Raw genomic sequence first — 22,346 nt, 5'->3', positions numbered from 1 at the left:
ATCTCTGGTAGAGGGTCTTATTCGGCGCGGCGTGCGCTCAGGCCGGCAGCGTGCGCCGGTGCTCGTCGTGGCGCGCGGCTGCCAGTGTCTCGCGCCACTCGGGCGGCGCGACGGCCAGCATGCGCTCCACGCGCTGCGCAAGCGTGAGCCCGCGCAGGTCCGCCACGCCGTGCTCGGTCACGATTACCGCCGCGTCGCTGCGCGGCGTGCTCACCGGACCCGACAAGCGCGCGACAATGCGGCTGCCGTTTCGCGTACTCGATGCGAGCGCAACGATCGCCACGCCCCCGCGCGAGCGCGCCGCGCCGCGCATGAAGTCGAGCGCGCCGCCCACGGCGCCCACGTAGCGGCCGCCCACGGATTCCGCGTTGACCTGGCCGGTCAGATCGACTTCGAGCGCCGAATTGATCGCGACGAAGCGGTCGAGACTGCCGAGCACGTCGACATCGTGCGTATAGGCGGTCGAGCGAAACTGGACCCGCGCGTTGCGATGCGCGTGCGCGTAGGCCTTGCGCGTGCCCATCATCGTGCCCGCCACGCTCACGCCCTGGTCACGCGACTTGCGCGCGTTCGTCACCACGCCCGCTTCGATCAGGTCGACCACGGCGTCGCCGATCGTGCCGGTGTGCACGCCGAGATCGCGCCGGTCGTGCAACCGGCTCGCAATGGCTTCGGGCAACGCGCCAAGCCCGAGCTGGATCGTCGAGCCGTCTTCGATCAGGGAAGCCGCATGTGTCGCGATGCGGCGCTCGATCTCGCCTGCCTGCGTGGCGGGTGCTTCGAGCGGCGCGCGCTCGGTATGGATCAGCACGTCGAAATCGTCGGCGCGCAACATGCGCTCGCCATAGGTCCAAGGCGCGGCCGCGTTGACTTCGGCGATCACGACGCGCGCGCTCTCGATGAGCGGCACGAGGTATTCGTGAGCGATCGAGAGGCTGTAGCGGCCCGCTTCGTCCGCCGGCGCGACCTGCAACAGCAGCACGTCGATGCGATTGGGGCCGCTCGTGAGGGCGCCATGAAACTGCGAGTAGTGGCACGGCAGGATGTCGAGCACGCCCGCCTGGTCGAGCCGCCGGTTCGTGCCCGAACCGCCGTACGCGACGAAGTCCACGCAGTCCGCGTGCGCCGGATCGAGTGTTTCGGACCACGAAGCGCCCACGAAGACGCGAAACCGCCCGCCCACCGCCTTGCGCTGCGCCATGAGCCGCTCGGTGAGCGTGCACGGTTCGGCGCCGCACTGGCCCCACGTGATCGTGTCGCCGGGCCGCACGTACTGCGCGAGATCGAGCTGCGCGGCCTCGACCGTGCGGGCCGCGCGTGCGCCGCGCGTCATCAGACCGGGTCCCAGCTGAACACGTCGGCGGAAACGTCGAGCGTATGGAACGACTGGCGCAGCGCGGGCATGGCGTGCTCGGCGATGGTCTCCGGCGTCCAGCCCTCGCCGCGATGCACCGAGCGCACGGGGCGCGGCTGGCTCATCAGGAAGATTTCGTTGTTACGCACCGCGAAGATCTGGCCCGTCACGTCGGCGGCCTGCTCGCTCGCGAGATAGACCGCGAGCGGCGCGATTTTCGCGGGCGTCATCTGCTTGATCTTGGCGACGCGCGCTTCCTGCTCCGGCGAGTCGATCTTGATCGAATTGATCATGCGGCTCCACGCGAACGGCGCGATGCAGTTCGAACGCACGCCGAACTTTTCCAGGTCGAGCGCGATCGACTTCGAGAGCCCCGCAATGCCGAGCTTCGCCGCGCTGTAATTCGCCTGCGCCAGATTGCCGATCAGGCCCGAGGTGGACGTCATGTGCACGAACGCCCCGCTGCGCTGCTCCTTGAAATGATCGGCGGCGGCGCGCGACACATAATACGAGCCGTAGAGGTGGACCTTCAGCACGGCGTCCCACTCTTCTTCGCTCATCTTGTGGAAGAAGCGGTCGCGCAGAATACCCGCGTTGTTCACCACGCAGTCGATCCGGCCGAATACGTCCAGCGCGTTCTGCACGATGCGCGCCGCGCCCGCCGGGTCGGCCACGCTGTCGGTGTTGGCGGTGGCCTGGCCGTCGAAAGCCGCGATCTCGTTCACCACGGCCTGCGCCGGGCCGTCGTTATGGCCCTCGCCGGTGAGCGAGGCGCCCACGTCGTTCACCACCACTTTCGCGCCGTGGCGCGCCATCATCAGCGCGATATCGCGGCCAATGCCCCCGCCCGAGCCCGTCACCACCACTACCTTGCCATCCAGCATTCGTTGCGTCGTCATCGTTTTCGCTCCTCCAGCCCGCGTTGCGCCGGGCATTCATTCGATTTGAATCGTCGTGCGGCAATCCGTGCCGTTCGATCTGGAGCTTGACGCATCGGCTACGGCTGCACAATTTGGATATGCCGAACGCCCGTTTCGGCCAGGATTAACCCGTACTATCGCTAATGGCGCGCATCGCGCTGCGGCGCAATAATGCTTGAGTCCGCTCGTCCCTGCTATCCCTCGAACGAACGAGCGGGCGCACGCCTACCTTGGAGACACGGCAAGCCACCCCATGCATTTCGATCTCGTCGACCTGAAACTCTTCACCCACGTGGCCGAGGCGAGCAGCCTCACGCGCGGCGCGGAACGCGCGCACCTCTCGCTGCCCGCGGCGAGCACGCGCATCAAGAATCTCGAAGAACAGGTGGGCGTGAAGCTGTTGAGCCGCACGAGCCAGGGCGTGACGCTCACCGGCCCCGGCGAAACGCTGCTCGCGCATGCGCGGCGCGTGCTCAAGCAACTCGAGCAACTGACAGGCGACCTCCAGGAGTACACGCAAGGCGTGAAGGGCCATGTGCGCGTGTTTGCGAACACCACGGCCATGAGCGAATTCCTGCCCGCCGTGCTGCGCACTTACCTCATCAATCATCCCGACGTCTACGTGGACATTCACGAGCGTCTGTCGCCCGACATCGTGCGCGCGGTGCAGGACGGCACGATCGATATCGGCATCGTGGCGGGCAATGTGCGCACCGAGGGGCTCCAAGTGCTGCCCTACCGGCGCGACCGGCTCGTGCTCGCCACGGCGTTGAGCCACCCGCTTGCGCAGGAGAGCGAAATAGCGTTTGCCGACACGCTCGACTACGACTTTATCGGGCCGCCCGACGAAAGCGCGATTTTCTCGTTCCTGAAGCGCGCGTCTTCGGATTTGCAGCGCACCATACGCTGGCGCATCCAGATCGGCAATTTCGAAGCCGCGTGCCGCATGATTGAGGCGAACATCGGCATCGGCGTCCTGCCCGAGGGCACGGCGCGCCGCCACGCGCAAACCATGTCGCTCAAGATCGTCCCGCTCACCGACGAATGGGCCGTGCGCAAGCTGCAAATCTGCATGGCCGAGCGCGACGCGCTGCCGCTTTTCGCGCGCAAGCTCGTCGATCTGCTCGTGGCCGACGGCATCGGCCGGCTCGAATAAGGCAAGGCGGCGGCGCATGCAGCGCGCCGCCCGTTGACCTTAGCGCCCGTTCGCCGCGCGAATCATGTTGCGCGCGATGACGATCTGCTGGATCTGGCTCGTGCCTTCGTAGATGCGGAAAATGCGCACGTCGCGATAGAAGCGCTCGATCCCGTAGTCGGACATATAACCGGCCCCGCCGAAGATCTGCACCGCGCGGTCCGCCACGCGCCCGCACATTTCCGAGGCGAAGAGTTTCGCGCAGGCGGCTTCCGTGCTCACGTTCTCGCCTGCGTCGCGCCTGCGTGCCGCGTCGAGCACCATGCAGCGCGCCGCATACAGTTCGGTCTGCGAATCGGCGAGCATGGCCTGGACGAGCTGGAATTCGGCGATCTTCTCGCCGAACTGCTCGCGCTCCGTCGCATAGCGCAAGGCGTCGTCGAGCATGCGCTGCGCCACGCCCACGCAGATCGCCGCAATATGGATGCGCCCCTTGTCGAGCACCTTCATCGCCGTCTTGAAGCCCACGCCCTCCTTGCCGCCGATGATGTTCTCCGCCGGCACCTTCACGTCCTCGAAGATCACGTCGCACGTATGCGCGCCGCGCTGGCCCATCTTCTTGTCGCGCTTGCCGAAACTGATGCCAGGCGTTTTCGCGTCGACAATGAACGACGTGATGCCGCCCGCGCGCGGCTCGTCGGGATTGGTGCGCGCCATCAGTGTGAACATGCCGGCCTGCGGTGCGTTCGTGATGAAGCGCTTGGTGCCGTTCACCACATAATGGTCGCCGCGCCGCTCGGCCCGCGTCTTGATCGAAGCGGCGTCCGAGCCCGCGCCCGGTTCGGTGAGCGCGAAACTGGCGATGACTTCGCCGCTCGCGAGCTTGGGCAGCCACGTCGCCTTCTGTTCCTCGGTGCCGTCGATCACGATGCCCTGCGAGCCGATGCCCACCGTCGTGCCGATGATCGAGCGAAACGCGGGCGAGGTCTTGCCCAGTTCGAACATCACGAGCACCTCTTCCTCCATCGTGAGATCGAGCCCGCCGTATTGCTCCGGGATGGTCAGGCCGAAGAGGCCCATGGCCTTCATGTCGTCGACGATCCCGGCCGGAATTTCATCGGTTTCGGCCACGCGTTCTTCATTCGGCACGAGACGCTCGCGCACGAAGCGCGCGACGTTGTCGAGCAGAACGTTCATCGTTTCCTGGTCGCGAATCATGGTGTATGCCCTGCAATCGTTGATCGGGCGGCACGGCGCCGCCCGCTGGGAAGAAGAAAAAGCGGAACGCGGCGCTCAGCGCGCACGCACGGCGCGCCTGGCCATTTCGCGCAACGGCTGCTTTTGCAGCTTGCCGCTCGCGGTGGTGGGGATCATGTCGATCGCCACGATTTCCGAGGGCCGCTTGTAAGGCGAAAGGCGCTCGCTCAGGTAGCAAGCGAGATCGGCGACGTCGATGCGCGCGCCCTCCTTCGCTTCGACGAAGGCCACGACTTCCTCGTTGCCCTCGGCGTCGCGTCGCCCCACCACCGCGCTCTGGCGCACCGGCGCATAGGTGTTGATGACCGACTCGACTTCGATGGGATAGACGTTGAAGCCCGAGCGGATGATCAGGTCCTTCGAGCGGCCCACGATGAAGAGCGCGCCGTCCGCGTCGAGGCGGCCGAGGTCGCCGGTCTTGAGCCAGCCCTCTGCGTCGAGCACTTCGGCGGTGAGGCCTGGCTCCCGGTAATAGCCGTGCATGACGCCGGGGCCGCGCACCCACAATTCGCCGGCCTCGCCCTGCGGCGCGTCGCGCCCGTCGGGTCCGACCACGCGCAACTCGGCGCCTTCGACGATCTCGCCCGACGAAACATCCTTGCGCGGACGGTCCATGCGCGTGATGAAAAGCGAGCCCGCGTATTCGGTCATGCCGTAGCCGTGATGCAGCGGCATGCCGAAAAGGGCTTCCACCTGCTGCTTGAGCGTGGGGTCGAGCGGGCCGCCGCCCGTGTAGAGATAGCGCAGGCGCGGCGCGTGCACCGCGCCGCCGTGTTCGCGCACGTAGGCCACGATGCGCGTGAAGAGCGTGGGCACGCCCTGGAGGATCGAGATTTCCGCGGCGCCGAGCGCCTTCACGACTTCTTCCGCCGAAAAGCGCGCCGCGAGATGCAGGCTTGCGCCCGCCTCGAAGGTGGCGAGCAGCAGCGTGGCGAGGCCGAAAATGTGCGACATCGGCATGACCGCGTAAGCGCAGTCCGCCTGCGTCATGTCGCGCGACGTGGCCGACACGCGCGCGAAGTGCAGCAGCCCGCGATGCGTGGCCATCACGCCCTTGGGCTGGCCCGTCGTGCCCGACGTATAGATGAGCACCGCCACTTCGTGCGCGAGCGCTTCGGGCTCGCGTGCCACGGTGGAATCGGGTTCGGCCATCATCAGCGGCCCGAGGCCCGCCGGCGCGATTTCGCGCGCGCGGTAGCGCACGCCGTGGCGCAGCGCGTCGGGCGACGCCCCGTGCGTGAACAGCATGAGACGCGGCCCGCAATGCGCGCGGATCGTCTCGATCTCGCGCTCGGAAAGCCGCGCGTTGACCACGGCCGGCCACGCGCCGATTTCCGAAAGCGCGAACAGCAGCGTCACCACGGCCGAGCAGTTTTCGGCCACGACGAGCACGCGGTCGCCCACTCCCACGCCCTGCTCGCGAAGAAACTGCCGGGCCTGCCCGACATGGCTCCAGAGCTGCCCGAAGCTCGTTTCCACTGAGTCTTCGCGAATCGCCACGGCCCCGGGCGAGACCTCCGCCCAGTGCCGCGCGATATCGCTGATCTTGCGCGCCGCTCGCCTGTCCACCGTCACCTCCTGTCGTTGCTCTTTCACTGCGTGCGACGCGCCGTAGCGCGCCGCATCGCGACAGGTATCAGTGTGGTGGAGGCGAGGCGCGCCAACAATTCGTTTTCGATAAAGCCGGCATTCGTCTGGCCAGAAGTCCGAATTAGCCCCGATGGCCGGGCCATCGAGACGATTGCCGTCTCGATCCAGGGCGCGAACGGTCTGCTCGCGCGGGTCATACCCGGTTTATCTCAGCCAGCGCGCCGTGGCGGCGGCACGGTCCGCGCACAAGCCCGCCGCGACCGGCCATTCGGCGCCGCCGCCATGCCCGTGCGGGCGACGCGCCGCGGCCAGCGCGGCCATGCGCAGGCGCTGCCGCCAGTCACTCCATCTGCGTCGCCGCACGCTCGCCTCCTGCCCGATTCGCCCCGCTATTCACCCGATGAATCGCCACGATGCCCGCGAGCGAGACACAGGCCGGCACCGCCGCCGCGAGAAAGAGCGACGAGGACGACCATTGCAGATGCATGAGCGCGCCGCCCAGCACGGGGCCGACGACCGAACCGATGCGGCCCACGCCCAGGCTCCAGCCGATGCCCGTGGAGCGCAGCGAGGTCGGATAGTACGTCGCCGCGAGCGCGTTGAGCGCGGGCTGGCCGCCGATGACCGAGAAGCCCGTGACAAAGATCGCGACGAACATGGCCGTCACGGACACCATCACGGCGGGATTACCGATTGCCGCTGTCGAAACAATCGCGATCAGAAAGGTCGTGCCGAGCACGCGCGTGAAACCCGCCCTGTCGATGATGCGCCCGAGCAGCAGCGTGCCGATCACCCCGCCGCCCCACAGCGCCGTGCCCGCGAACACAGCGGTCTGGGTGGAATAGCCGGCGTCGCGAATCACGGTCGGCAGCCAGTTCGACAGGAAATACATGGCCAGCAGGTTCGCGAAGTTCACGACCCACAGCAGGACGGTCACGCGTGCGCGCCCCTCCTTGAACAGCTCGACGAAGGGCACGCCGCGCGAGCGCGTTTCCGTGGTCGTGAACTCCACGCCCGCGGGCAGCGCGAGTGTGGGCGCCACGCGGGCCAGATTGCGGCGCACGCGCGCCTGGGTGTGGTCGCCGCGCGCGCGGAACAACAGGAACTGGATCGACTCGGGCAGCGCGAGCCACATGAGCACGCCGAGCACGAGCGGAATCGCGCCGCCCACGAAGAACACGGCGCGCCAGCCGAACGCCGGAATCAGCGCGGCGGTGATGAGGCCGCCCACCACGCCGCCAAGCGTGAAGCCGCACGAAACGATCATCATGAGCGTAACGCGCATGCGGCGCGGGCTGTACTCGCCCGCGAGCGCCATGGCGTTGGGCATGATGCAGCCCAGGCCCAGACCCGCCACGAAACGCCAGACCACCAGTTCGGTGATCGACTGCGCGAAACCGGTTGCGATCATGCAAGCGGAAAAGAACAGCGTGGCGCCGATCAGCACCGGGCGGCGGCCGATCTTGTCGGCGAGCGCGCTGAACGTGAGCGAGCCGATCAACATGCCGAAGAGGCCCGCGCCAAACACCGGCGAGAGTGTTTCCTTCGCGATGCCCCACTCGCGGATCACCACCGGCGCGACATAGCCCATCGCCTGGACGTCGAAGCCGTCCATCACGAGGCACAGCGCGCACAGCGCCACCACGAGCAGTTGATACGGCCCGAACCGGCTTTCGTCGATGACGCCGGTGACCTCCACGGTCTTCTTCATGCCAAGTCTCCAATCCTTGTTTTATCGTCTCGATCGCGCGGCGAAGGCTACGCTACGGGCTACGCATTACGTTACGTATCAAAGCTCCAGCACCAGCCGGCCGCAGCGGGCGCGCGAGCAGCAGGTCATCATGCGCGATTGCGTGTCGCGCTCCGCGCGCGTGAGCACCACGTCGCGGTGGTCGATCTCGCCCGCCAGCACCCGCACCTCGCACGAGCCGCACAGGCCTTCCTCGCAGTCGCTTTGCACGTCGATGTTCGCGCGGCGCAGCGCGTCGAGCACGGTCTGGTCGGCGGCCACGTTGAGCACGAGGCCCGAGTCCTTCAGTTCGACCTCGAACGCGCGCTCCTGCGAAGGATCGAGCTTGCCGCCGCTCGCGGCGAAATGCTCGACACGCAACGCGTCTTCGGGCCACGCCTCGCTACAGGCTTCGAGCGCTTCGAGCATGCGCGCGGGGCCGCAAGCGTAGACGCGCGTTTGCTCGTCCACGCGCAGCGCCGCGAAGTCGTTGCGCGTGCCTTCCTCCGACACATGCAGACGGAGCCGTTCGCCATGCAGTTGCGCGAGTGGCTCGATCAAGGCCATCGTGCCGCGCGAGCGCCCGCTGTAGTGCAGTTCATAGTCGATGCCCAGCTCGCGCGCGCGGCGCGCCATCGCGCTCACCGGCGTGATGCCGATGCCGCCCGCGATGAAGATCGCACGGCGCCCTTCTTCGTCGAGCCGGAAGTGGTTGCGCGGGCCGCGAATCTTCAGCCGCATGCCCTCGCGCAGCGTGTCGTGCAGCCACGCCGAACCGCCGCGGCTTTGCGTTTCGCGCAACACGGCGATTTCGAATGCGCCGGTGTCGGCGGGGTCGCCGCACAGCGAATACTGGCGCGAAATGCCGGTGTCGCCGCATTCCACGTCGATGTGCGCACCCGGCGCCCAGCGCGGCAGCGCGCCGCCATCGGGCGCGACGAGACGCAGGCGCACGATGCCTTCGGCCGCGGCTTCCACGCGCTCCACCACCACGGGCCGCGAGAGCGCATGCGCCGAGGGCTCGCCAATGCGCACCGGCACCTGCACGCCCAGCAAGTCCGCATTCGCGCGCTCCGGGTTGTTCGCCGGGTCCCATTCCACGAACACATGCTCAGGACCACGGAACGATGTGTTGGGAACGTAGGAAAACTGTTGCTCGGCCAGACGCATATGCGGCAAGCGGCGCGTGAACTCTTCGAGGAAGATCTGCATCTCCATGCGCGCGAGGTTCTTGCCCATGCACTGATGCGATCCATAGCCGAACGTCACGTGATCGCTCGCGTTGTCGCGGCGAATGTCGAACAGGTCGGCGTCGGCGAAATGGCGCTCGTCGTGGTTCGCGGACGACGTCACGATGAGCAGCTTCGAGCCGGCCGCGATGTCGATGCCGCCGATCTGCACGTCCTTCGTGGCGAGACGCCGCCACGCCGCGACCGATCCGTTGTGGCGCAGGCACTCCTCCACCGCGTTCGGAATGAGGCTCGGGTCCTCGCAGATCTCGCGCCACGCATGCGGGTGTTGCAGCAGCAGCTTCATCGCGTTGGCCGTGGCATTGGCCGTGGTCTCGTGCGCGGCCACGATGCCGGCCATCATCATCGAATGCAGATAGGAGTCCGTGACGACTTCCGGATGCGCCTTCTGCTTGCGGATGCCGTATTGCATCCAGCCCGGACCGTCCGGGTTCTGGCGCATCTTGTCGAGCACCTTGCCCGCGAACTGCCAGAAGTTGCCCACGGCGTGCGCGACTTCCACCTGCTCGTCGGGGCGCGGCCGCCCCCACGTATTGACCGTGTGCGCGATCGAATACTTGCGCAGCAGCTCCATGTCCTCCTCGGGCACGCCGAGAAAATGCAGGGCCACGGTGAGCGGCACTTCCCACAGCATCTGGTCGACGAGATCGGCGCGGCCGTCGTCGATGAAACGGTCCACGTATTCGCGCGTGAGGCGGCGCACCATGGGCTCGTGGTGCTTGAGATGCTCGGGCGTGAACGGCTCCATCAGCGCGCGGCGGCGCGGCATGTGCGCGGGCTCGTCCTCGTTCACGAGCGTGCGGTTCATCGCGTAGCCGTACGACTCCAGCACCGCGTTCGCCTCGGGACCCGTGGGCGTGATCTTTTCAAGCGCGATGGACGGCGAAAACGTGAGGTTGTCGCGAAAGATCGCCTTGATGTCGTCGTAGCGCGTCACCACCCAGTAGCCGAGCTGCGGGCTGTAGAACACCGGCTCCTGCTCGCGCGCCCAGCGCACGTAGTCGGGCGGGTCCTGCTGGTAGCCGTCGCTGAAGGGGTCGAATGCCGCGGCGTTGGCGCTGACCGGGCAGCGCGGCGCGGCGCCTGCGGCGTTGCTTGCCGCGTGGGGGAACGGGCAGCGGCCGGCTTGCTGCGAAGGTGTTTCGCTCATGTTCGTCTCCTGCAACCTGCATGTGTTGCGATTTGCGTAACTCTAGTACGCATTGCGTAATCGAGAGATAGGGGTTAACCTGCAAACACCCGCAGCGCTGGATCGCGCCTACGCGCCCTAAAATCCCGCATGAGTCCACCCCATTCTTCCGCGGCCGCCTCCGAAGCCGTCACTCAAGCCATCATGGCGACAAAATCCACAGAATCCACCAAAGCCCCGAAAGCCGCGCGCGAGCAACCCGACGCACCGGCCACGCCCGCGCCGCGCGAGCGCCGCCAGCGCGTGCAGTCCGCGCAAACGGGCATGGCCGTGCTGAAGGGTCTCGCGCGCCTGGGCGGCCGCGCGAGCCTCTCGGGCCTCGCCGCATGCGTGGGCGAGAGTCCCGCGAAGGTGCATCGTTATCTGGTGAGCCTGATCGAGGAAGGGCTCGTCGCCCAGGACACCGCCACGCAGCAGTACCTGCTGGGCGCCGAGGCGATGATGATCGGGGTGGCCGCCATGCGCCAGGCCGACCCGGTGCGCATTGCGGAGCCCGCGCTCGTGCGTTTGCGCGAGGCGCTCGAAGTCACGTCGTTCGTCGCGGTGATGGGCAACAAGGGGCCCACGATCATCCGCTTCGAGGAGCCGGGGCTGCCCGTCACGGTCAACGTGCGCGTGGGGTCGGTGATGTCGCTGCTCTGGTCGTCCACCGGCCGCGTGTTTCTCGGCCTGCTGGACGACACGCGCGTGCTCGCGCAGGCCGAGGAAGAACTCGCGCACGCCGACGCATCGTTGCGCGCGCAACTTAATGGCCACGACCCGATCGGCGCGCTGCGGCGCGACGTGCAGGCCGCGCACTGCGCGAGCGTGCGCGACACGAATCTCAAGGGGATCAGCGCGGTGTCCGCGCCGCTTTTCGATCACTCGGGCAAGCTATGCGCCGCGATCACGGCGCTCGGCGCGACGGGCGGCTTCGACGCCGCGCCCGACGGCCCGATCGGGCGCGCCGTGCGCCGCGAAGCCGAAGCCTCGAGCGCGCTGCTCGGCTACGTGGCGCGCCGCGACTAGCGCTTCGTCAAGGTGGCGGGCGCGGCCGCTGCGGGTGCGCCCGGATAGCCGTCGTTCAGCGTTTTCAGGAAGGCGATCACGTCGTCGATATCGTGCTCGTTCCATGCCGGGCGCTCGCCCTGCTTGCGCGTGAGCGGCTCGTCCACGGTGTCGACGTTCGCACGCAGTGCCGGCGGCAGATCGTCGAACTTCACGACATGCCCGTGCGCATCCTTCGAATACCACTTCGCCGGATTCGTGTCGCGCTCCACGTAAAAGCGCAGCGCGTCGCGCAGCGTATGGTAGCGGCCGTTGTGGAAGAACACCTGGCGCGTGGCGACGTTGCGCAGCGTCGGCGTCTTGAAGAGTCCGCAGTACAGGCGATTCTTCGCGACGTCCGTGCGGATCGGCCCGCACAGCCCTTCGTCGTAATACGACGGATCGCGATTCGCGCGCAGTTCAGGATTGCGCGGCACGCCGAGCGCCTCGAACTGGAAATCGGTGAAGAGCGGATGCGCGCCGTTCACGCCCGGCTGGTCGATATGGCACGAGGCGCAGTTGCCGCTGTTCGGGTCGTCGAACAGCTTCTTGCCGCGCAGCTCGCTCGCGGTGAGTTGGGCCTTGCCGTCCAGGTACGCGTCGAACTTGCTCGTGTACGCGTGAAAGCCCGGCTCTTCGAGTTCATACCGCTCGACCGCCGCCATGGCCTGGCGCAGCGCCGCGTCTTTCGAAACGAAAATCGTCTCGCCGAACACCTGTTTGAAACGCGCCGCGTATGGCGCACGCGCGAGCTTCGCGACCACGTCGGCGGCGTCGCGATTGGCCATTTCGTTGGCGTTGAAAAGCGGGAACAGCGCCTGATCGTGCAGCGTGTTGAAGCGTCCGTCCCAGCCGAAGCCGCCCGAAGGCGGACTGTCTGCGTCGGTCAGACGCTCGAAGATGCTTGCGGCCTGCACGTGCGTCCATACCGGCGTGCGATTGAGCACGTAGGCGAGCGTTGGCACCGCGCGCGTGCCCTGCGAGCGCAGCGCCGGGCCGCCGAGCTGCGCGGCGAGACCGTTGGGCGGACCGTACGCGTGCGCGGGACTGTGGCAGCTCGCGCACGACATGCGGCCCGAGGCCGAGAGCGCCGGGTCGTTGAAGATCAGCTTGCCGAGCGCGGCGACGTCGCTGTAGGGAGTGGGCTGCGCGCTTTGCCCGGTTTGCGGCGGCGCGGCGCGCGCCTCGGAAACGGCAAACACCGCCACCGCGGCAGCGGTGGCGGCGAGCGCAGCGGTCACGGCGCGGCGCGCCGTGCGGCTTGCGAAAAGAACGGTCATCGGCTTAGAGACTCGTGAAGATGTCCTTGCCGAAGCCGACCAGCCCGGCCTGCCCCGCGTAGCCGAGATAGCCAAGACCGAAGATGTCCTCGATGCTCTTGAGCATCGAATAGTGGTTGTACTGCACCGTCGAGACCGTGCCCGGCTTGATGAACTTCGAGATCATCACCGCGCCCGTGCGGTCGCCGCCGTAGCTTTGCTTGTTCAGCACGAGGTCGATGTTGCCCGAGAGGCCCGTTGCGCTCACGCCCAGCGCCGAGAGGTACGCGGCGGGCACCGTGCCCATCTTTGCGCTTTGCGGGAAAGTGCCGAGGTTCGGGCCCGGCTGCTGGCTGCAACAGGTCTCGCCCGCGAACGTGAAGTCCACCTCGGTCGTGTTCGGCATCGACACGGAGGCGTAGCTGCTCTCGTCGAAGTTGATGATGAGCAGGCCGTCCTGCTTGAACGCCGGCGAAGCCGTGATGATGGGCACCCACTTCTGGAGGAACGCATCGGCCGAAACGAGGCCGCCCGTCGCGCCGTTCGCGCACGGCGCGTCGTGGCCGTCGTCGCAGGTGCTCGGCGTGATGAGGTTGAAGTTCGCCGTGGTCGACACCTGTTGCAGGTCGGTCGTGAGCTGGTTCAGGTTCACGACGTTCTTCTCGCAGTCGGGCGAGTCGATGATCGAGTGGAAGTACATGAACGGGTTGTGGCGCGTGGCGTACGAGTCGCCGGCCGGCGTCGTCGCGTTCGGCGCTTCCTGGGTGTTCGTCAGGTCGGTCGTGTTCAGCGTCGGGTGCCCGCAGGTCGCCGCCTCGCGCGCCGGGTCGTTGCCCATGTCGCCTTCATAGCCCTTCCACGTGAGCTTGGCCGCCGTGAGCTGGTCCGCAATCGTTTTCACGCTCGCCGGATAGACGCAGCCCGTGCCGATCGCCTGGCCGTCCGAGGTCATGCCCGTGAGGCTGAAATCCTCATAGGTCGTGCAGTCGTTGTCGGTTTGCAGCGTGGGCGCCTGGCCGCTGATCATCGAGATGTAGTTGTCGAGGCTCACGTGCCCCGTGCCGAAATACTGCTGCACGAGCGCGCCCTGCCCGGCAAGCGTCGTCGCGAGGTACGGTGCCTTGGTGCTCGCGCCGAACGTCGTCGTGTAGTTCTCGTTTTCGAGCGTGATGATAAAGACGTGCTTGATTTGCTGCATGGTGCCGGCCGTCGATGCCGACTTGTCCGACGAGCCGCACGCGCTCACGAAGAACGCGACGAAAAGCGCAGCGAAAACGGCACCGAACAGCGCGGAAAAGCGTGCGCCGGCCTTGCCTCTGAAGCGAACAGCCATGGGAGAGTCCTCTGTGTGTCGAGTCGTTTTTGGTTTATTTGCGGTTGCTTGCCGCTTTGGCGCCCTTGCAGCGCTCGCGGCTTATTGGTACCCGGGCGATGCGAAATGCCAGGGCCGCGCAAGCTTACGAATCGTTTGTGACGCTTGCGTGAAAACAGGCGGGTTTTGTGACCGTACGTTCGAAAATCGTTCGAAAGAACCATGCTTGCGCACACAACGAAATCGCCCGTGGCGCGGGACGCCCCGAGCGGGGTTTCCTGACCTGCCCGGTGCAACCCGCTATCATGTGAGTTCGAACTGTAGATGGAACGAACGAATCACATGGCCTCCCCCCAGGAAAACATCAGCATGGCGGTGTTCTGCGACTTCGAGAACGTCGCACTCGGCGTGCGCGACGCGAAGATCGACCGCTTCGATATCAAGCCCGTGCTGGAGCGGCTCTTGCTCAAGGGCAGCATCGTCGTGAAGAAGGCCTATTGCGACTGGGAGCGCTACAAGGGCTTCAAGGCCGCGATGCACGAAGCGAGCTTCGAGCTGATCGAAATTCCGCACGTGCGCCAGTCGGGCAAGAACTCGGCCGATATCCGCCTCGTCGTGGACGCGCTCGACCTCTGCTATACCAAGTCGCACGTGGACACCTTCGTGATCGTGAGCGGCGACTCCGACTTCTCGCCGCTCGTCTCGAAGCTGCGCGAGAACGCCAAGAAGGTGATTGGCGTGGGCGTGAAGCACTCCACTTCCGACCTGCTCGTCGCCAACTGCGACGAATTCATCTTCTATGACGACCTGGTGCGCGAACTCGGGCGCGAACTCGGACGCGAACAGCAGGCGCAAGGCAAAGGCAAGGCCAAGGGCGACGCGGGCGCGAAGCGCCAGGGCGGCGAGGATCGCCAGCCGAAGCAGGACGGCGACGAGCGCAAGTCCAAGGCCGTGGCGTTCGCGATCGAGACGCTCGACGCGCTCGTGCTGGAGCGCGGCGAAAGCGGCAAGATCTGGGCCTCGGTGCTCAAGAGCGCCATCAAGCGCCGCCGGCCCGACTTCAACGAAACGCGCTATGGCTTTCGCGCCTTCGGCAATCTGCTTGAAGAAGCGCAGTCGCGCGGCCTGCTCGAAGTGGGCCGCGACGACAAGTCGGGGACGTGGGTGTCGCGGCTGAATCCGCCGCCGCTCGCGCTCGCTGCTCCGGCGCCGGCCGCGCAGGAGAACCCGCCGCCGCGTAACGAGGAATCGCGCTCGAAGCGCAAGGGCCGCCGCAACGGCCGTGGCGGCTCATCGGCTCAGGACACGCGTGAAGCCACGTTCGAGGCGAGCGTCGAGGCACAGGGCGAAATTCCGTTCGAAGCCGCTGAAGCGCATGCGTGGCCGCATGACGAAGCGGCGCTGCCCTTCTCCGCCGAGCCGTTTAGCGCTGGCGAGCCGGTGCATGCACCGCACGAGACGTACGAAGCGCACGACTGGTACGAAGCGCATGACACGCACGGCGCGCACGCGCCCCTGAGCGTCGAGGCCGAGCCGGAAGCGGCAGCCGAAGCGCAAGCCGCCCCGAGGCGAGCGCGCAAGACGGCGGCACGTAAGAGCCCCGCACGCAAGAAGGCAGCGAAGAAAGACGACGCAACCCAGGTCGCGTCCGCGGACGAAGCCGTGGCAGCGGCCCCGGCCGCGCCTGCGGCCGAACCCGCCGCGAAGAAAACGCGGGCGCGCCGCGCCCGCAGCAAGCCCGCGGCGGAAGAGAACTGATCCGCTGAATCGGGAACGGGGGCCGCGCCGATCTGCACGCGACGCGCGGTTCAATCGTCCCCGAAGGGGTTCGGCCCGCGCTCGCCCCGCTGCGGCTGCGCATTGTCATCGCCGGGCTTTGCGTCGTCAAAGGGATTCGACTTGCCCTTGGGCGTCGAGTCGCCGAAGGGGTTGGCCGCGGGCGCGGCCTTCGCCTCGCCGAACGGATTGCGCGCGGCGGCGCGCGTCGTGCCGCCGAAAGGATCGCCCGCCTCTTGAGCCGCGTCGGGCGGCGGCTCCGCTTCGTCCGGCGCTTGCGCGAGGTTGTATTCGGCCTGCACCTGGGCGAGCACGCGCGCGATGCTCGCCTCGAAACCGGCGGCGTTGCCGAAGTGCTGCATCGTCCAGTTGCAGCCGGTGCGATCGGGCGCCTGCGGCTGCGGGCGCGGGACGCCGATCTTCACACCGTCTTCGAGCACTTCCTGCAAGCGGTGCAGGCGCCGGTGCACTTCCTCTTGCAGGCGCGAAGCATTGAGCGTCTTGCGCAACATTGCGAATCTCCTTTCCTGTACGCGTCACGTCGCGCGAGTCTAGCGCAACGCACACGCGACCGGCGCAAGCACGGTGGGCGCTCCGGGCGCCTCAGGCTGCCGGAGCGCTCATGTGTGCGAGCGCGTCGCGCATCGAGTCGCTCGGCACCACCAGTTGCCCCGTGAAGGGCGTGTCGAGATCGGCGATCACATAGACGGCCGAGGAGATCGACACGGCACCGAGCAGGATCAGTACGATCGCCAGCGCGTTATGCGGCGCGACAAGACCAAAGCTCAGAAAGATCAGGACCAGCCATAGCGCCAGCATCGTGAAGAACGGCCGCGAGATCGTGCCGTGCGCTTCCTCGATAAGCCGCCAGCGCGTGTCCGTCACGCGGCCGAACAACTGCGGCAGCGTGCCCGCGAGCGCCTGATGGTAGGCGTCGTGCGGCGCGAGCGTGTCGATCTCGTGCCCCACCGCGTCGAGCAGCGCCCCGAGCGGGCGGCTTTCGAGTTCGTCGTTGTTCCCGGCCGGGTCGTGCGGATAATAATTGCCGGCCGGCGGCTTTTCCTGCGTCCAGGTCGAGGCGATCGCGCTGGCCGTATAGGCGCGCAGCAAGGTGCGCGCCGCGGACGCATCGGGGCCGTAATCGCGCAGGCGCTGATCGAGCTGGATGAGGTTGGCGGCGTAGGCGCGCATGTCGTTGGTGGCCGTGTCGAAGCTCGATTTCGCCGACGCGGTGAGCAAGCTCAGCACGAGCGCCGCGAACGTCACGAGCATGCCGATGACGAGTTGCACGAGCTGAACCGTTTCGTGCTTGCGATGCTCCTCGGGCAGCAGCGGCCGCAACAGCAGGCCGAGCCCCGTGCCCCCGAGCAGCAGCACGAACACGAGCACGGCCGACTCGATCTCCGTCATGACGACGATCTCCGCTCCGCCGCGTCGGCAGCGCTCTCCTCCGGCGACGTGGCGTATTGCGGGGCATCGCTTCCGGCGGCTTTCGCGGCATCCGTCGGAGCGTCGTTTGCGGCGTCCTCAGTTGCGTCCTCAGTTGCGTCCTTAGCTGCATCGTGCGTGGCGTTTTGCGCGCCGCGCGCGATCGCCGCGTCGATGCGCTCGTGAATCGCATGGGAGTCGGTTTCGCTCGGCACGATGTCCGGATGCGCCCTCGGCACCGCGAGCTTCCACGCCACGTCCAGCTCGCGGCGGATCGCGTCGTAGATCTCCTTCGAAATCGACCGGTCCTCGTACATCGCCGCCACGCGCTCGCGCCCTTCGCGCAGCGCGTAGAGCAACAGCATGCGGCGCTCCAGCACGTCGGCGGCGCGGCCAAAGCACTCGCGCACTTCCTCCAGGCCCCGCTCGGCCGCCTCGATACGCGCCTTGAGGATCGCCTTGAGCAGGTGGGCGAGCCGCTCGCCCAGCAGCGGCGTGAGGCTCGTGTCGTTGAACACGATCAGCTGATGCAGCACCACGCGGCGACACATCAGGAGTTCGAAACGATCGGCCAGCGCATCGCCGTACGGTTGCCGGATGCGCAGCCAACGGTACAGGAAGCGCGCGACGCGCATGCCCGGCGTATCCGCGAGGATCTTCGCCGCCGCCCGCTGATAGCCGATGCGTCCGCCCGTGCGCGCCTCTTCGACCATGGCGTCGGTGTTGCGCATCATCGCATCGAGATTGCGGATCGTGATGATCCCGCTGCCATACTGCGGAATCATGTCGCGCTCCTTGGCCGAGAGCGTGACGAGGCCGATCACGAGCCGTTCGCGCTCGGTGAGCGCCGCTTCGATATCGAACGCCGTCGCGCCGATGTCGATGCTATGGCGGTAGGTGCTGCACGCCTGGTCGGCGATCGCCTCGGGTATATGGAACGTGCGCGCGGCCATGTGCACGCGCGCGGACACGCCGATTGCCGAAAGCTGCACCGCCTTCTGTTGCAGCGCCTGCTCCTGGGGCGAGAGCAGATCGAGATGCAAACGCCGGATCAGCAGCTTGAGCGATGTGCCGTTGACGATCAGGCTCACCAGCACGAAGCCGGTCGCGAGAATCGCGACGAAGCGGCGCGTGGACTCGGGCAGCGCCGTGTCTTGTGCCAGGCCGAGCGCGAGCACGAGCGTGACCGCCCCGCGCAACCCGCCCCACGCGATCACGAGCTTGTAGGCGGCGCTCACGGGCTCAGTGAGGCGCAAGCGGCTCAGCAGCGGCAACATGCCGAACACCACGACGAGGCGTGCGGCGAGCGCCGCGACCACCACCACGGCGAGCGCGATGAGATCGACCCAGTGCGCGTCGCGCAGCGTGGCGGGAATCTGCATGGCGGCCAGCAAAAAGATGGCCGCGCCCGCCATGGCCGCGATCTGTTCCCAGATCAGTTGCAGATGCTGCCAGTTCACCGGCGACAGACGCGTGCGGCCCAGCCCGCTGATCACGAGCCCGGCGGCGACCACGGACACCACGCCCGAGACATGCAGCATCTGATCGGCGAACAGATAAAGCGGATACGGCAGCGCGAAGCTCAGCGATATCTCGGCCTTGCCCTCGCCGCCCAGCAACGGAATGAGCCACGCGAACGCGCGGCCCGCGAGCGCGCCGACCAGGAGGCCGCCGCCCAGTGCGATGCCGAGCGAGCGCAGCGCGGCCGTGGCCGAGACATTGGCGGCGTCGCCGGTGATGGCGGCGATCAGCACGCTCGCAATGGCGATGGCCGCGGCGTCGTTGAGCAGGCTCTCCCCTTCGACGAGGCGCACGAGGCGCTCGGGCGCGCCCACTTCGCGGAACACGGCGAGCACGGCGGAGGGATCGGTCGTCGCGATCATCGCGCCGAGCAAGAGGCCGTCGGCGAGCGGCCCGAGGCCCGTGAGCCGGATCGCGCCGCCCACCATGCCGGTCGCGACGAACACGGCCACCACCGCGAGCAGCAGGATGGGCGCGGCGTCGCCCAGCATCTCGCGCACGTTCACGCTGAGCGCGGCCTGAAAGAGCAGCGGCGGCAAAAAGATCCAGAGGTACGCTTCGGGCGGCAGCCGCGGCGCGAGCGCCGGGGTCACGAAGCTTTCGGCGAGCGCGGGCCAGGCCTCGCCGCTCACGAGATAAACGCCGCCGAGCGTGAAGCCCCACGCGGCGAGGAGGACCGATTCGGAAATCGACCAGCGCAGGCTCACCGCCTGAACGAGCGCGATGCTCGCCAGCAGAAAACCGCTCAGGAGAAGGACGTGGATGACCATTGTGTGTCGCGCGCCGCCGTCACGATGGCGGCAACCAGACCACCGTCAACGATCTCACCCCTTGTGCGCCCTGGATCAGCACGCCCTCGATGTCGGCCGTAGCCGAGGGGCCCGTGACGAGCGCCGCATAGCGCGCGCCGCGAAAATCCTCGCGCCGGTAGGCGTCCTGCAACCCCGCCACCAGACGCGCGGGATCGAGCAGCACCACGAGATGCTGCACGATATAGCCGAGCGCGTTCACCACGTACTCGCGCTCGCTGAGCCACACCGAACCCGTTTCCGCCACGCCGAAGCGCGCGCGCACCACGCCCACGTCGACGTCTTCGAGCGAAGCCGGCTTCGTGGCCGCGTTGAAGTCGCGCGTGCCCTGCACCTCGGGTGTGGCCGAGGCGATGCGCGCCTCGCTGCCGAAGCGCCGCAAGATGAGCGCGCGAACGTCGTCCGCTGCGCGCACCTCCACCTCGCCGCCGCCCATCAGCTTGAGCGCCGCACAAAAGCGCTCGCGCAGGTCGCCCGGCGGCGCTTCGAAAAGCGGCACTTCCGGCAACGGCTCATGGGCAGGCTGCGCGGCGCGCACACGCGCGAGAAAGGCTTCACGATCCGCCATTGCCGCCTCCCTTGCGGTTCTTCCGGTACCACGCGTGGAACGTCGTGCGCGGCACGTGCGGCAGCTCGCGCTGCTTGCCCCAGATATTGAGCGGGTTATAGAGCATGAAGTTGGGCAGGCGCCGCAACGCGCCTTCGAGCGACGAGACGGCGCCGCGATAAAGCGTCGGACTGCCGAGCAATCGCCCGGCCATCTTCAGCACTTCCTGTTTCACGAACGGCAACTCGTGCTGCGCCGCGATCACCTGGCGCCACTGGTAAATCTGCTCGTGAATGTTGATCTTCACCGGGCAGACGTTCGTGCAACTGCCGTTGAGCGTCGAGGCGAACGGCAGCGCACTGAAGCGCTTGAGATCGAAAGTGGGATTGATGATCGCGCCGATGGGCCCCGCATAGGTGCTGCCGTACGAAAGGCCGCCGCTGCGGCGGTACACGGGGCAGGTGTTCATGCACGCGCCGCAGCGGATGCATTTGAGCGAGTACCAGAACTCCGGCATGGCCAGGCGCGCGCTGCGCCCGTTGTCGACGAGCACGAAGTGCATCTCCGCGCCCGGGCGCGGCGCGCGGAAATGCGAGGTGTATTGCGTGATGGGCGAGCCGAGCGCGCTGCGCGAGAGCATGCGGATGAACACGCCGAGGTCGGACAGGCGCGGTATCAGCTTCTCGATGCCCATCGACACGATATGCAGCGGCGGCACGTTCGCGGAGAGGTCCGCGTTGCCTTCGTTGGTGCACACGACCACGGTGCCCGTTTCGGCCACCGCGAAGTTGCAGCCGGTCATGCCCGCTGTTTTCTCGCGCACGAACCAGGGCCGCGTATTCATGCGCTGGCTTTCGGCCAGATAGTGAATGTCGTTGTTGTGCGGGTCGGTGCCGATGGTGCGGCCGAACACTTCGGCCACGTCGTCGCGCAGCTTGTGAACGGCCGGCACGACGATATGGCTGGGCGGCTGCCGGTCGAGTTGCTGGATGCGCTCGCCGAGATCCGTCTCCATGACCGAGATGCCGCGCGACTCCAGGTACGGGCGCATCTCGCACTCGTCGGTGAGCATCGACTTGCTCTTCACGAGCGCCGTCATGCCGCGCTCGCTCAGAATGCGGTAGACGGTTTCGTTGTGCTCCTCGGCCGTATCGGCGAAATGCACCTGCACGCCGTTGGCCGCCGCCGTGCGCGTGAACTGGTCGAGATAGTCGGCGAGATGCGAGAGCGTGTGCGCCTTGATCTGCGAGGCGAGCGTGCGCAGTGTTTCCCATTCGGGAATCGCGTGGGCCTGCGCATCGCGCTTCGTGCGCAGGTCCCAGAGCCGCTTGTCGTGGAAGGCCACGTGCTCGGGCCGCGAGAGAAACGCTCCGGCGAGCCTGGCGTGTTCGATGCGCTTCATTCGCGCGCTCCGTTGAGAACCTGCGCGATGTGGATGAAGCGGATCTCCGCGTTCATCCGTTCGGCGCAGCCCTGCTGGTGCATGAGGCAGGACATGTCCGCGGAAACGATGTACTGCGCGCCCGCGCTCACGTGATCGACGACCTTGTCCTGGCCCATGCGCACCGAAACCGCTTCCTCGGTCACCGCGAACGTGCCGCCAAAACCACAGCATTCGTCGGGTCGCGCGGGCTTCACGAACTCGATGCCCTTCACATGTTCGAGCAGCGCAAGCGGCTTCGAAAAGGCCGGACCGGCCACCTCGGAGATGGATGCTTCGTGCAAATGGCGCAGCGCGCTGCAACTGTTGTGCAGACCGACTCGCCAGGGGAACTCGGCCCACGGGAAATCGCGCGCGCCGAGCACGTCGTGGAGGAATTCGACCAGCTCGTACGTGCTCTCGCGAACCTTGCGCACTTCGTCGGTCTGCTCGATCGCGTTGAAGTGATCGCGCACGTGATTCACGCAGCTCGCGGAAGGCCCGACGACATAGTCATAGCCCGCGAACGCGCGCGCGTACACGCGCTCCGCGCCGGCCGCCTCGGCCTGCGCGCCGCTGTTGGCCATGGGCTGACCGCAGCAGGTCTGCTCGAGCGGATAGTCGACCTCGCAGCCGAAGCGCTCCAGCAGTTCGAGCGTCGCGATCCCGACTTCGGGGTAGAACGCGTCGATGAAGCAGGGAACGAAGAGAGCGACTTTCATGCTCGGGCTCACGCGAAAAGCGGACCTGAACATTCTACTGCCGAACGGCGCAAGCGCTCCGCCAGCGTGTACAGCTCAGGTCGCACAGGTCTTGCCGCACAG

Annotated in this window: 16 protein-coding genes and 1 pseudogene; 3 read left to right on the top strand and 14 right to left on the bottom strand. The window is 67.1% G+C overall.

Translation table 11 applies throughout. The annotated features are described in order from the left end of the window. Window positions 1–37: 37 nt before the first annotated feature. The gene (locus C7401_RS37870; protein ID WP_112177162.1) at window positions 38–1,333 is read right to left on the bottom strand and encodes an acetyl-CoA hydrolase/transferase family protein; all 1,296 of its coding nucleotides are present in this window, start codon (window positions 1,331–1,333) and stop codon (window positions 38–40) included. After that, the gene (locus C7401_RS37865; RefSeq protein ID WP_112177161.1) at window positions 1,333–2,238 is read right to left on the bottom strand and encodes an SDR family NAD(P)-dependent oxidoreductase; all 906 of its coding nucleotides are present in this window, start codon (window positions 2,236–2,238) and stop codon (window positions 1,333–1,335) included. Before C7401_RS37865 ends, C7401_RS37870 begins: the two co-directional genes overlap by 1 nt. Window positions 2,239–2,527: 289 nt before the next feature. Here C7401_RS37865 and C7401_RS37860 point away from each other — a divergent pair, with 289 nt between their 5' ends. Then, window positions 2,528–3,430: a LysR family transcriptional regulator gene (locus C7401_RS37860; RefSeq protein WP_112177160.1), complete on the top strand. Its 903-nt coding sequence runs from the start codon at window positions 2,528–2,530 to the stop codon at window positions 3,428–3,430. A 39-nt stretch (window positions 3,431–3,469) separates the two neighbouring features. Here C7401_RS37860 and C7401_RS37855 read toward each other — a convergent pair whose 3' ends face one another. From C7401_RS37855 to C7401_RS37840, 4 genes are all read right to left on the bottom strand, one after another. Next, window positions 3,470–4,627 (bottom strand): acyl-CoA dehydrogenase family protein, encoded by a 1,158-nt coding sequence (locus tag C7401_RS37855; RefSeq protein ID WP_112177159.1) that lies wholly within the window; start codon window positions 4,625–4,627, stop codon window positions 3,470–3,472. Window positions 4,628–4,702: 75 nt separating this feature from the next. Then, window positions 4,703–6,241, bottom strand: a complete 1,539-nt coding sequence (locus tag C7401_RS37850; RefSeq protein ID WP_112177158.1) for a class I adenylate-forming enzyme family protein — start codon at window positions 6,239–6,241, stop codon at window positions 4,703–4,705. A 355-nt stretch (window positions 6,242–6,596) separates the two neighbouring features. Further along, window positions 6,597–7,967, bottom strand: a complete 1,371-nt coding sequence (locus tag C7401_RS37845) for an MFS transporter (RefSeq protein WP_112177157.1) — start codon at window positions 7,965–7,967, stop codon at window positions 6,597–6,599. A gap of 78 nt (window positions 7,968–8,045) precedes the next feature. After that, window positions 8,046–10,385 carry a cytochrome P450/oxidoreductase gene (locus tag C7401_RS37840; RefSeq protein WP_112177156.1) on the bottom strand — a complete coding sequence of 780 codons (2,340 nt, stop codon included), beginning with the start codon at window positions 10,383–10,385 and terminating at the stop codon, window positions 8,046–8,048. Window positions 10,386–10,568: 183 nt separating this feature from the next. Between C7401_RS37840 and C7401_RS37835 the strand changes: the two genes are divergently transcribed. After that, on the top strand, window positions 10,569–11,432 hold the full coding sequence (locus C7401_RS37835) for an IclR family transcriptional regulator (RefSeq protein WP_112177155.1): 864 nt from the start codon (window positions 10,569–10,571) through the stop codon (window positions 11,430–11,432). On the opposite strand, the gene C7401_RS37830 is transcribed toward C7401_RS37835, so the two are convergent. Together C7401_RS37830 and C7401_RS37825 are read right to left on the bottom strand one after the other, a co-directional pair. Beyond that, on the bottom strand, window positions 11,429–12,730 hold the full coding sequence (locus tag C7401_RS37830; RefSeq protein WP_112177154.1) for a cytochrome-c peroxidase: 1,302 nt from the start codon (window positions 12,728–12,730) through the stop codon (window positions 11,429–11,431). The genes C7401_RS37835 and C7401_RS37830 overlap by 4 nt on opposite strands. Window positions 12,731–12,734: 4 nt before the next feature. Then, window positions 12,735–14,042 (bottom strand): alkaline phosphatase family protein, encoded by a 1,308-nt coding sequence (locus C7401_RS37825; RefSeq protein WP_112177153.1) that lies wholly within the window; start codon window positions 14,040–14,042, stop codon window positions 12,735–12,737. A gap of 321 nt (window positions 14,043–14,363) precedes the next feature. Between C7401_RS37825 and C7401_RS37820 the strand changes: the two genes are divergently transcribed. Next, window positions 14,364–15,779, top strand: coding sequence for an NYN domain-containing protein (locus tag C7401_RS37820; RefSeq protein WP_112177152.1), 1,416 nt, complete (start codon window positions 14,364–14,366; stop codon window positions 15,777–15,779). 263 nt (window positions 15,780–16,042) lie between these two features. Here C7401_RS37820 and C7401_RS37815 read toward each other — a convergent pair. From C7401_RS37815 to C7401_RS37790, 6 genes and pseudogenes are all read right to left on the bottom strand, one after another. After that, window positions 16,043–16,309 (bottom strand): annotated as a pseudogene (locus tag C7401_RS37815) (hypothetical protein); the annotation flags it as partial. A 91-nt stretch (window positions 16,310–16,400) separates the two neighbouring features. After that, a complete protein-coding gene (locus tag C7401_RS37810; protein WP_112177151.1) occupies window positions 16,401–17,207 on the bottom strand; it encodes a bestrophin-like domain in 807 nt (268 codons plus the stop codon). Then, window positions 17,204–19,516: a cation:proton antiporter gene (locus tag C7401_RS37805; RefSeq protein ID WP_112177150.1), complete on the bottom strand. Its 2,313-nt coding sequence runs from the start codon at window positions 19,514–19,516 to the stop codon at window positions 17,204–17,206. The genes C7401_RS37810 and C7401_RS37805 overlap by 4 nt, the downstream gene beginning before the upstream one ends. Window positions 19,517–19,535: 19 nt before the next feature. Next, on the bottom strand, window positions 19,536–20,123 hold the full coding sequence (locus tag C7401_RS37800) for a LutC/YkgG family protein (protein ID WP_112177149.1): 588 nt from the start codon (window positions 20,121–20,123) through the stop codon (window positions 19,536–19,538). Continuing rightward, a complete protein-coding gene (locus C7401_RS37795) occupies window positions 20,110–21,504 on the bottom strand; it encodes a lactate utilization protein B (RefSeq protein ID WP_112177148.1) in 1,395 nt (464 codons plus the stop codon). Before C7401_RS37795 ends, C7401_RS37800 begins: the two co-directional genes overlap by 14 nt. Continuing rightward, entirely contained in the window at window positions 21,501–22,244 is a 744-nt protein-coding gene (locus C7401_RS37790; RefSeq protein WP_112177147.1) for a (Fe-S)-binding protein, read from the bottom strand. Before C7401_RS37790 ends, C7401_RS37795 begins: the two co-directional genes overlap by 4 nt. Window positions 22,245–22,346 lie beyond the last annotated feature (102 nt).

Origin of the sequence: Paraburkholderia unamae (genome assembly GCF_003268775.1) — a bacterium.
Classification (GTDB): domain Bacteria; phylum Pseudomonadota; class Gammaproteobacteria; order Burkholderiales; family Burkholderiaceae; genus Paraburkholderia; species Paraburkholderia unamae.
Note: the sequence above shows the minus strand (reverse complement) of the source record. Positions and strands in the feature narration are given on the sequence as shown.

Excerpts from the sequence above, each read along its gene's own strand:
- C7401_RS37870 (WP_112177162.1), bottom strand. The coding sequence starts at position 1,333 with ATGACGCGCGGCGCACGCGCGGCCCGCACGGTCGAGGCCGCGCAGCTC.
- C7401_RS37865 (WP_112177161.1), bottom strand. The coding sequence starts at position 2,238 with ATGCTGGATGGCAAGGTAGTGGTGGTGACGGGCTCGGGCGGGGGCATT.
- C7401_RS37860 (WP_112177160.1), top strand. The coding sequence starts at position 2,528 with ATGCATTTCGATCTCGTCGACCTGAAACTCTTCACCCACGTGGCCGAG.
- C7401_RS37855 (WP_112177159.1), bottom strand. The coding sequence starts at position 4,627 with ATGATTCGCGACCAGGAAACGATGAACGTTCTGCTCGACAACGTCGCG.
- C7401_RS37845 (WP_112177157.1), bottom strand. The coding sequence starts at position 7,967 with ATGAAGAAGACCGTGGAGGTCACCGGCGTCATCGACGAAAGCCGGTTC.
- C7401_RS37840 (WP_112177156.1), bottom strand. The coding sequence starts at position 10,385 with ATGAGCGAAACACCTTCGCAGCAAGCCGGCCGCTGCCCGTTCCCCCAC.
- C7401_RS37835 (WP_112177155.1), top strand. The coding sequence starts at position 10,569 with ATGGCGACAAAATCCACAGAATCCACCAAAGCCCCGAAAGCCGCGCGC.
- C7401_RS37830 (WP_112177154.1), bottom strand. The coding sequence starts at position 12,730 with ATGACCGTTCTTTTCGCAAGCCGCACGGCGCGCCGCGCCGTGACCGCT.
- C7401_RS37825 (WP_112177153.1), bottom strand. The coding sequence starts at position 14,042 with ATGGCTGTTCGCTTCAGAGGCAAGGCCGGCGCACGCTTTTCCGCGCTG.
- C7401_RS37820 (WP_112177152.1), top strand. The coding sequence starts at position 14,364 with ATGGCCTCCCCCCAGGAAAACATCAGCATGGCGGTGTTCTGCGACTTC.
- C7401_RS37810 (WP_112177151.1), bottom strand. The coding sequence starts at position 17,207 with ATGACGGAGATCGAGTCGGCCGTGCTCGTGTTCGTGCTGCTGCTCGGG.
- C7401_RS37805 (WP_112177150.1), bottom strand. The coding sequence starts at position 19,516 with ATGGTCATCCACGTCCTTCTCCTGAGCGGTTTTCTGCTGGCGAGCATC.
- C7401_RS37800 (WP_112177149.1), bottom strand. The coding sequence starts at position 20,123 with ATGGCGGATCGTGAAGCCTTTCTCGCGCGTGTGCGCGCCGCGCAGCCT.
- C7401_RS37795 (WP_112177148.1), bottom strand. The coding sequence starts at position 21,504 with ATGAAGCGCATCGAACACGCCAGGCTCGCCGGAGCGTTTCTCTCGCGG.
- C7401_RS37790 (WP_112177147.1), bottom strand. The coding sequence starts at position 22,244 with ATGAAAGTCGCTCTCTTCGTTCCCTGCTTCATCGACGCGTTCTACCCC.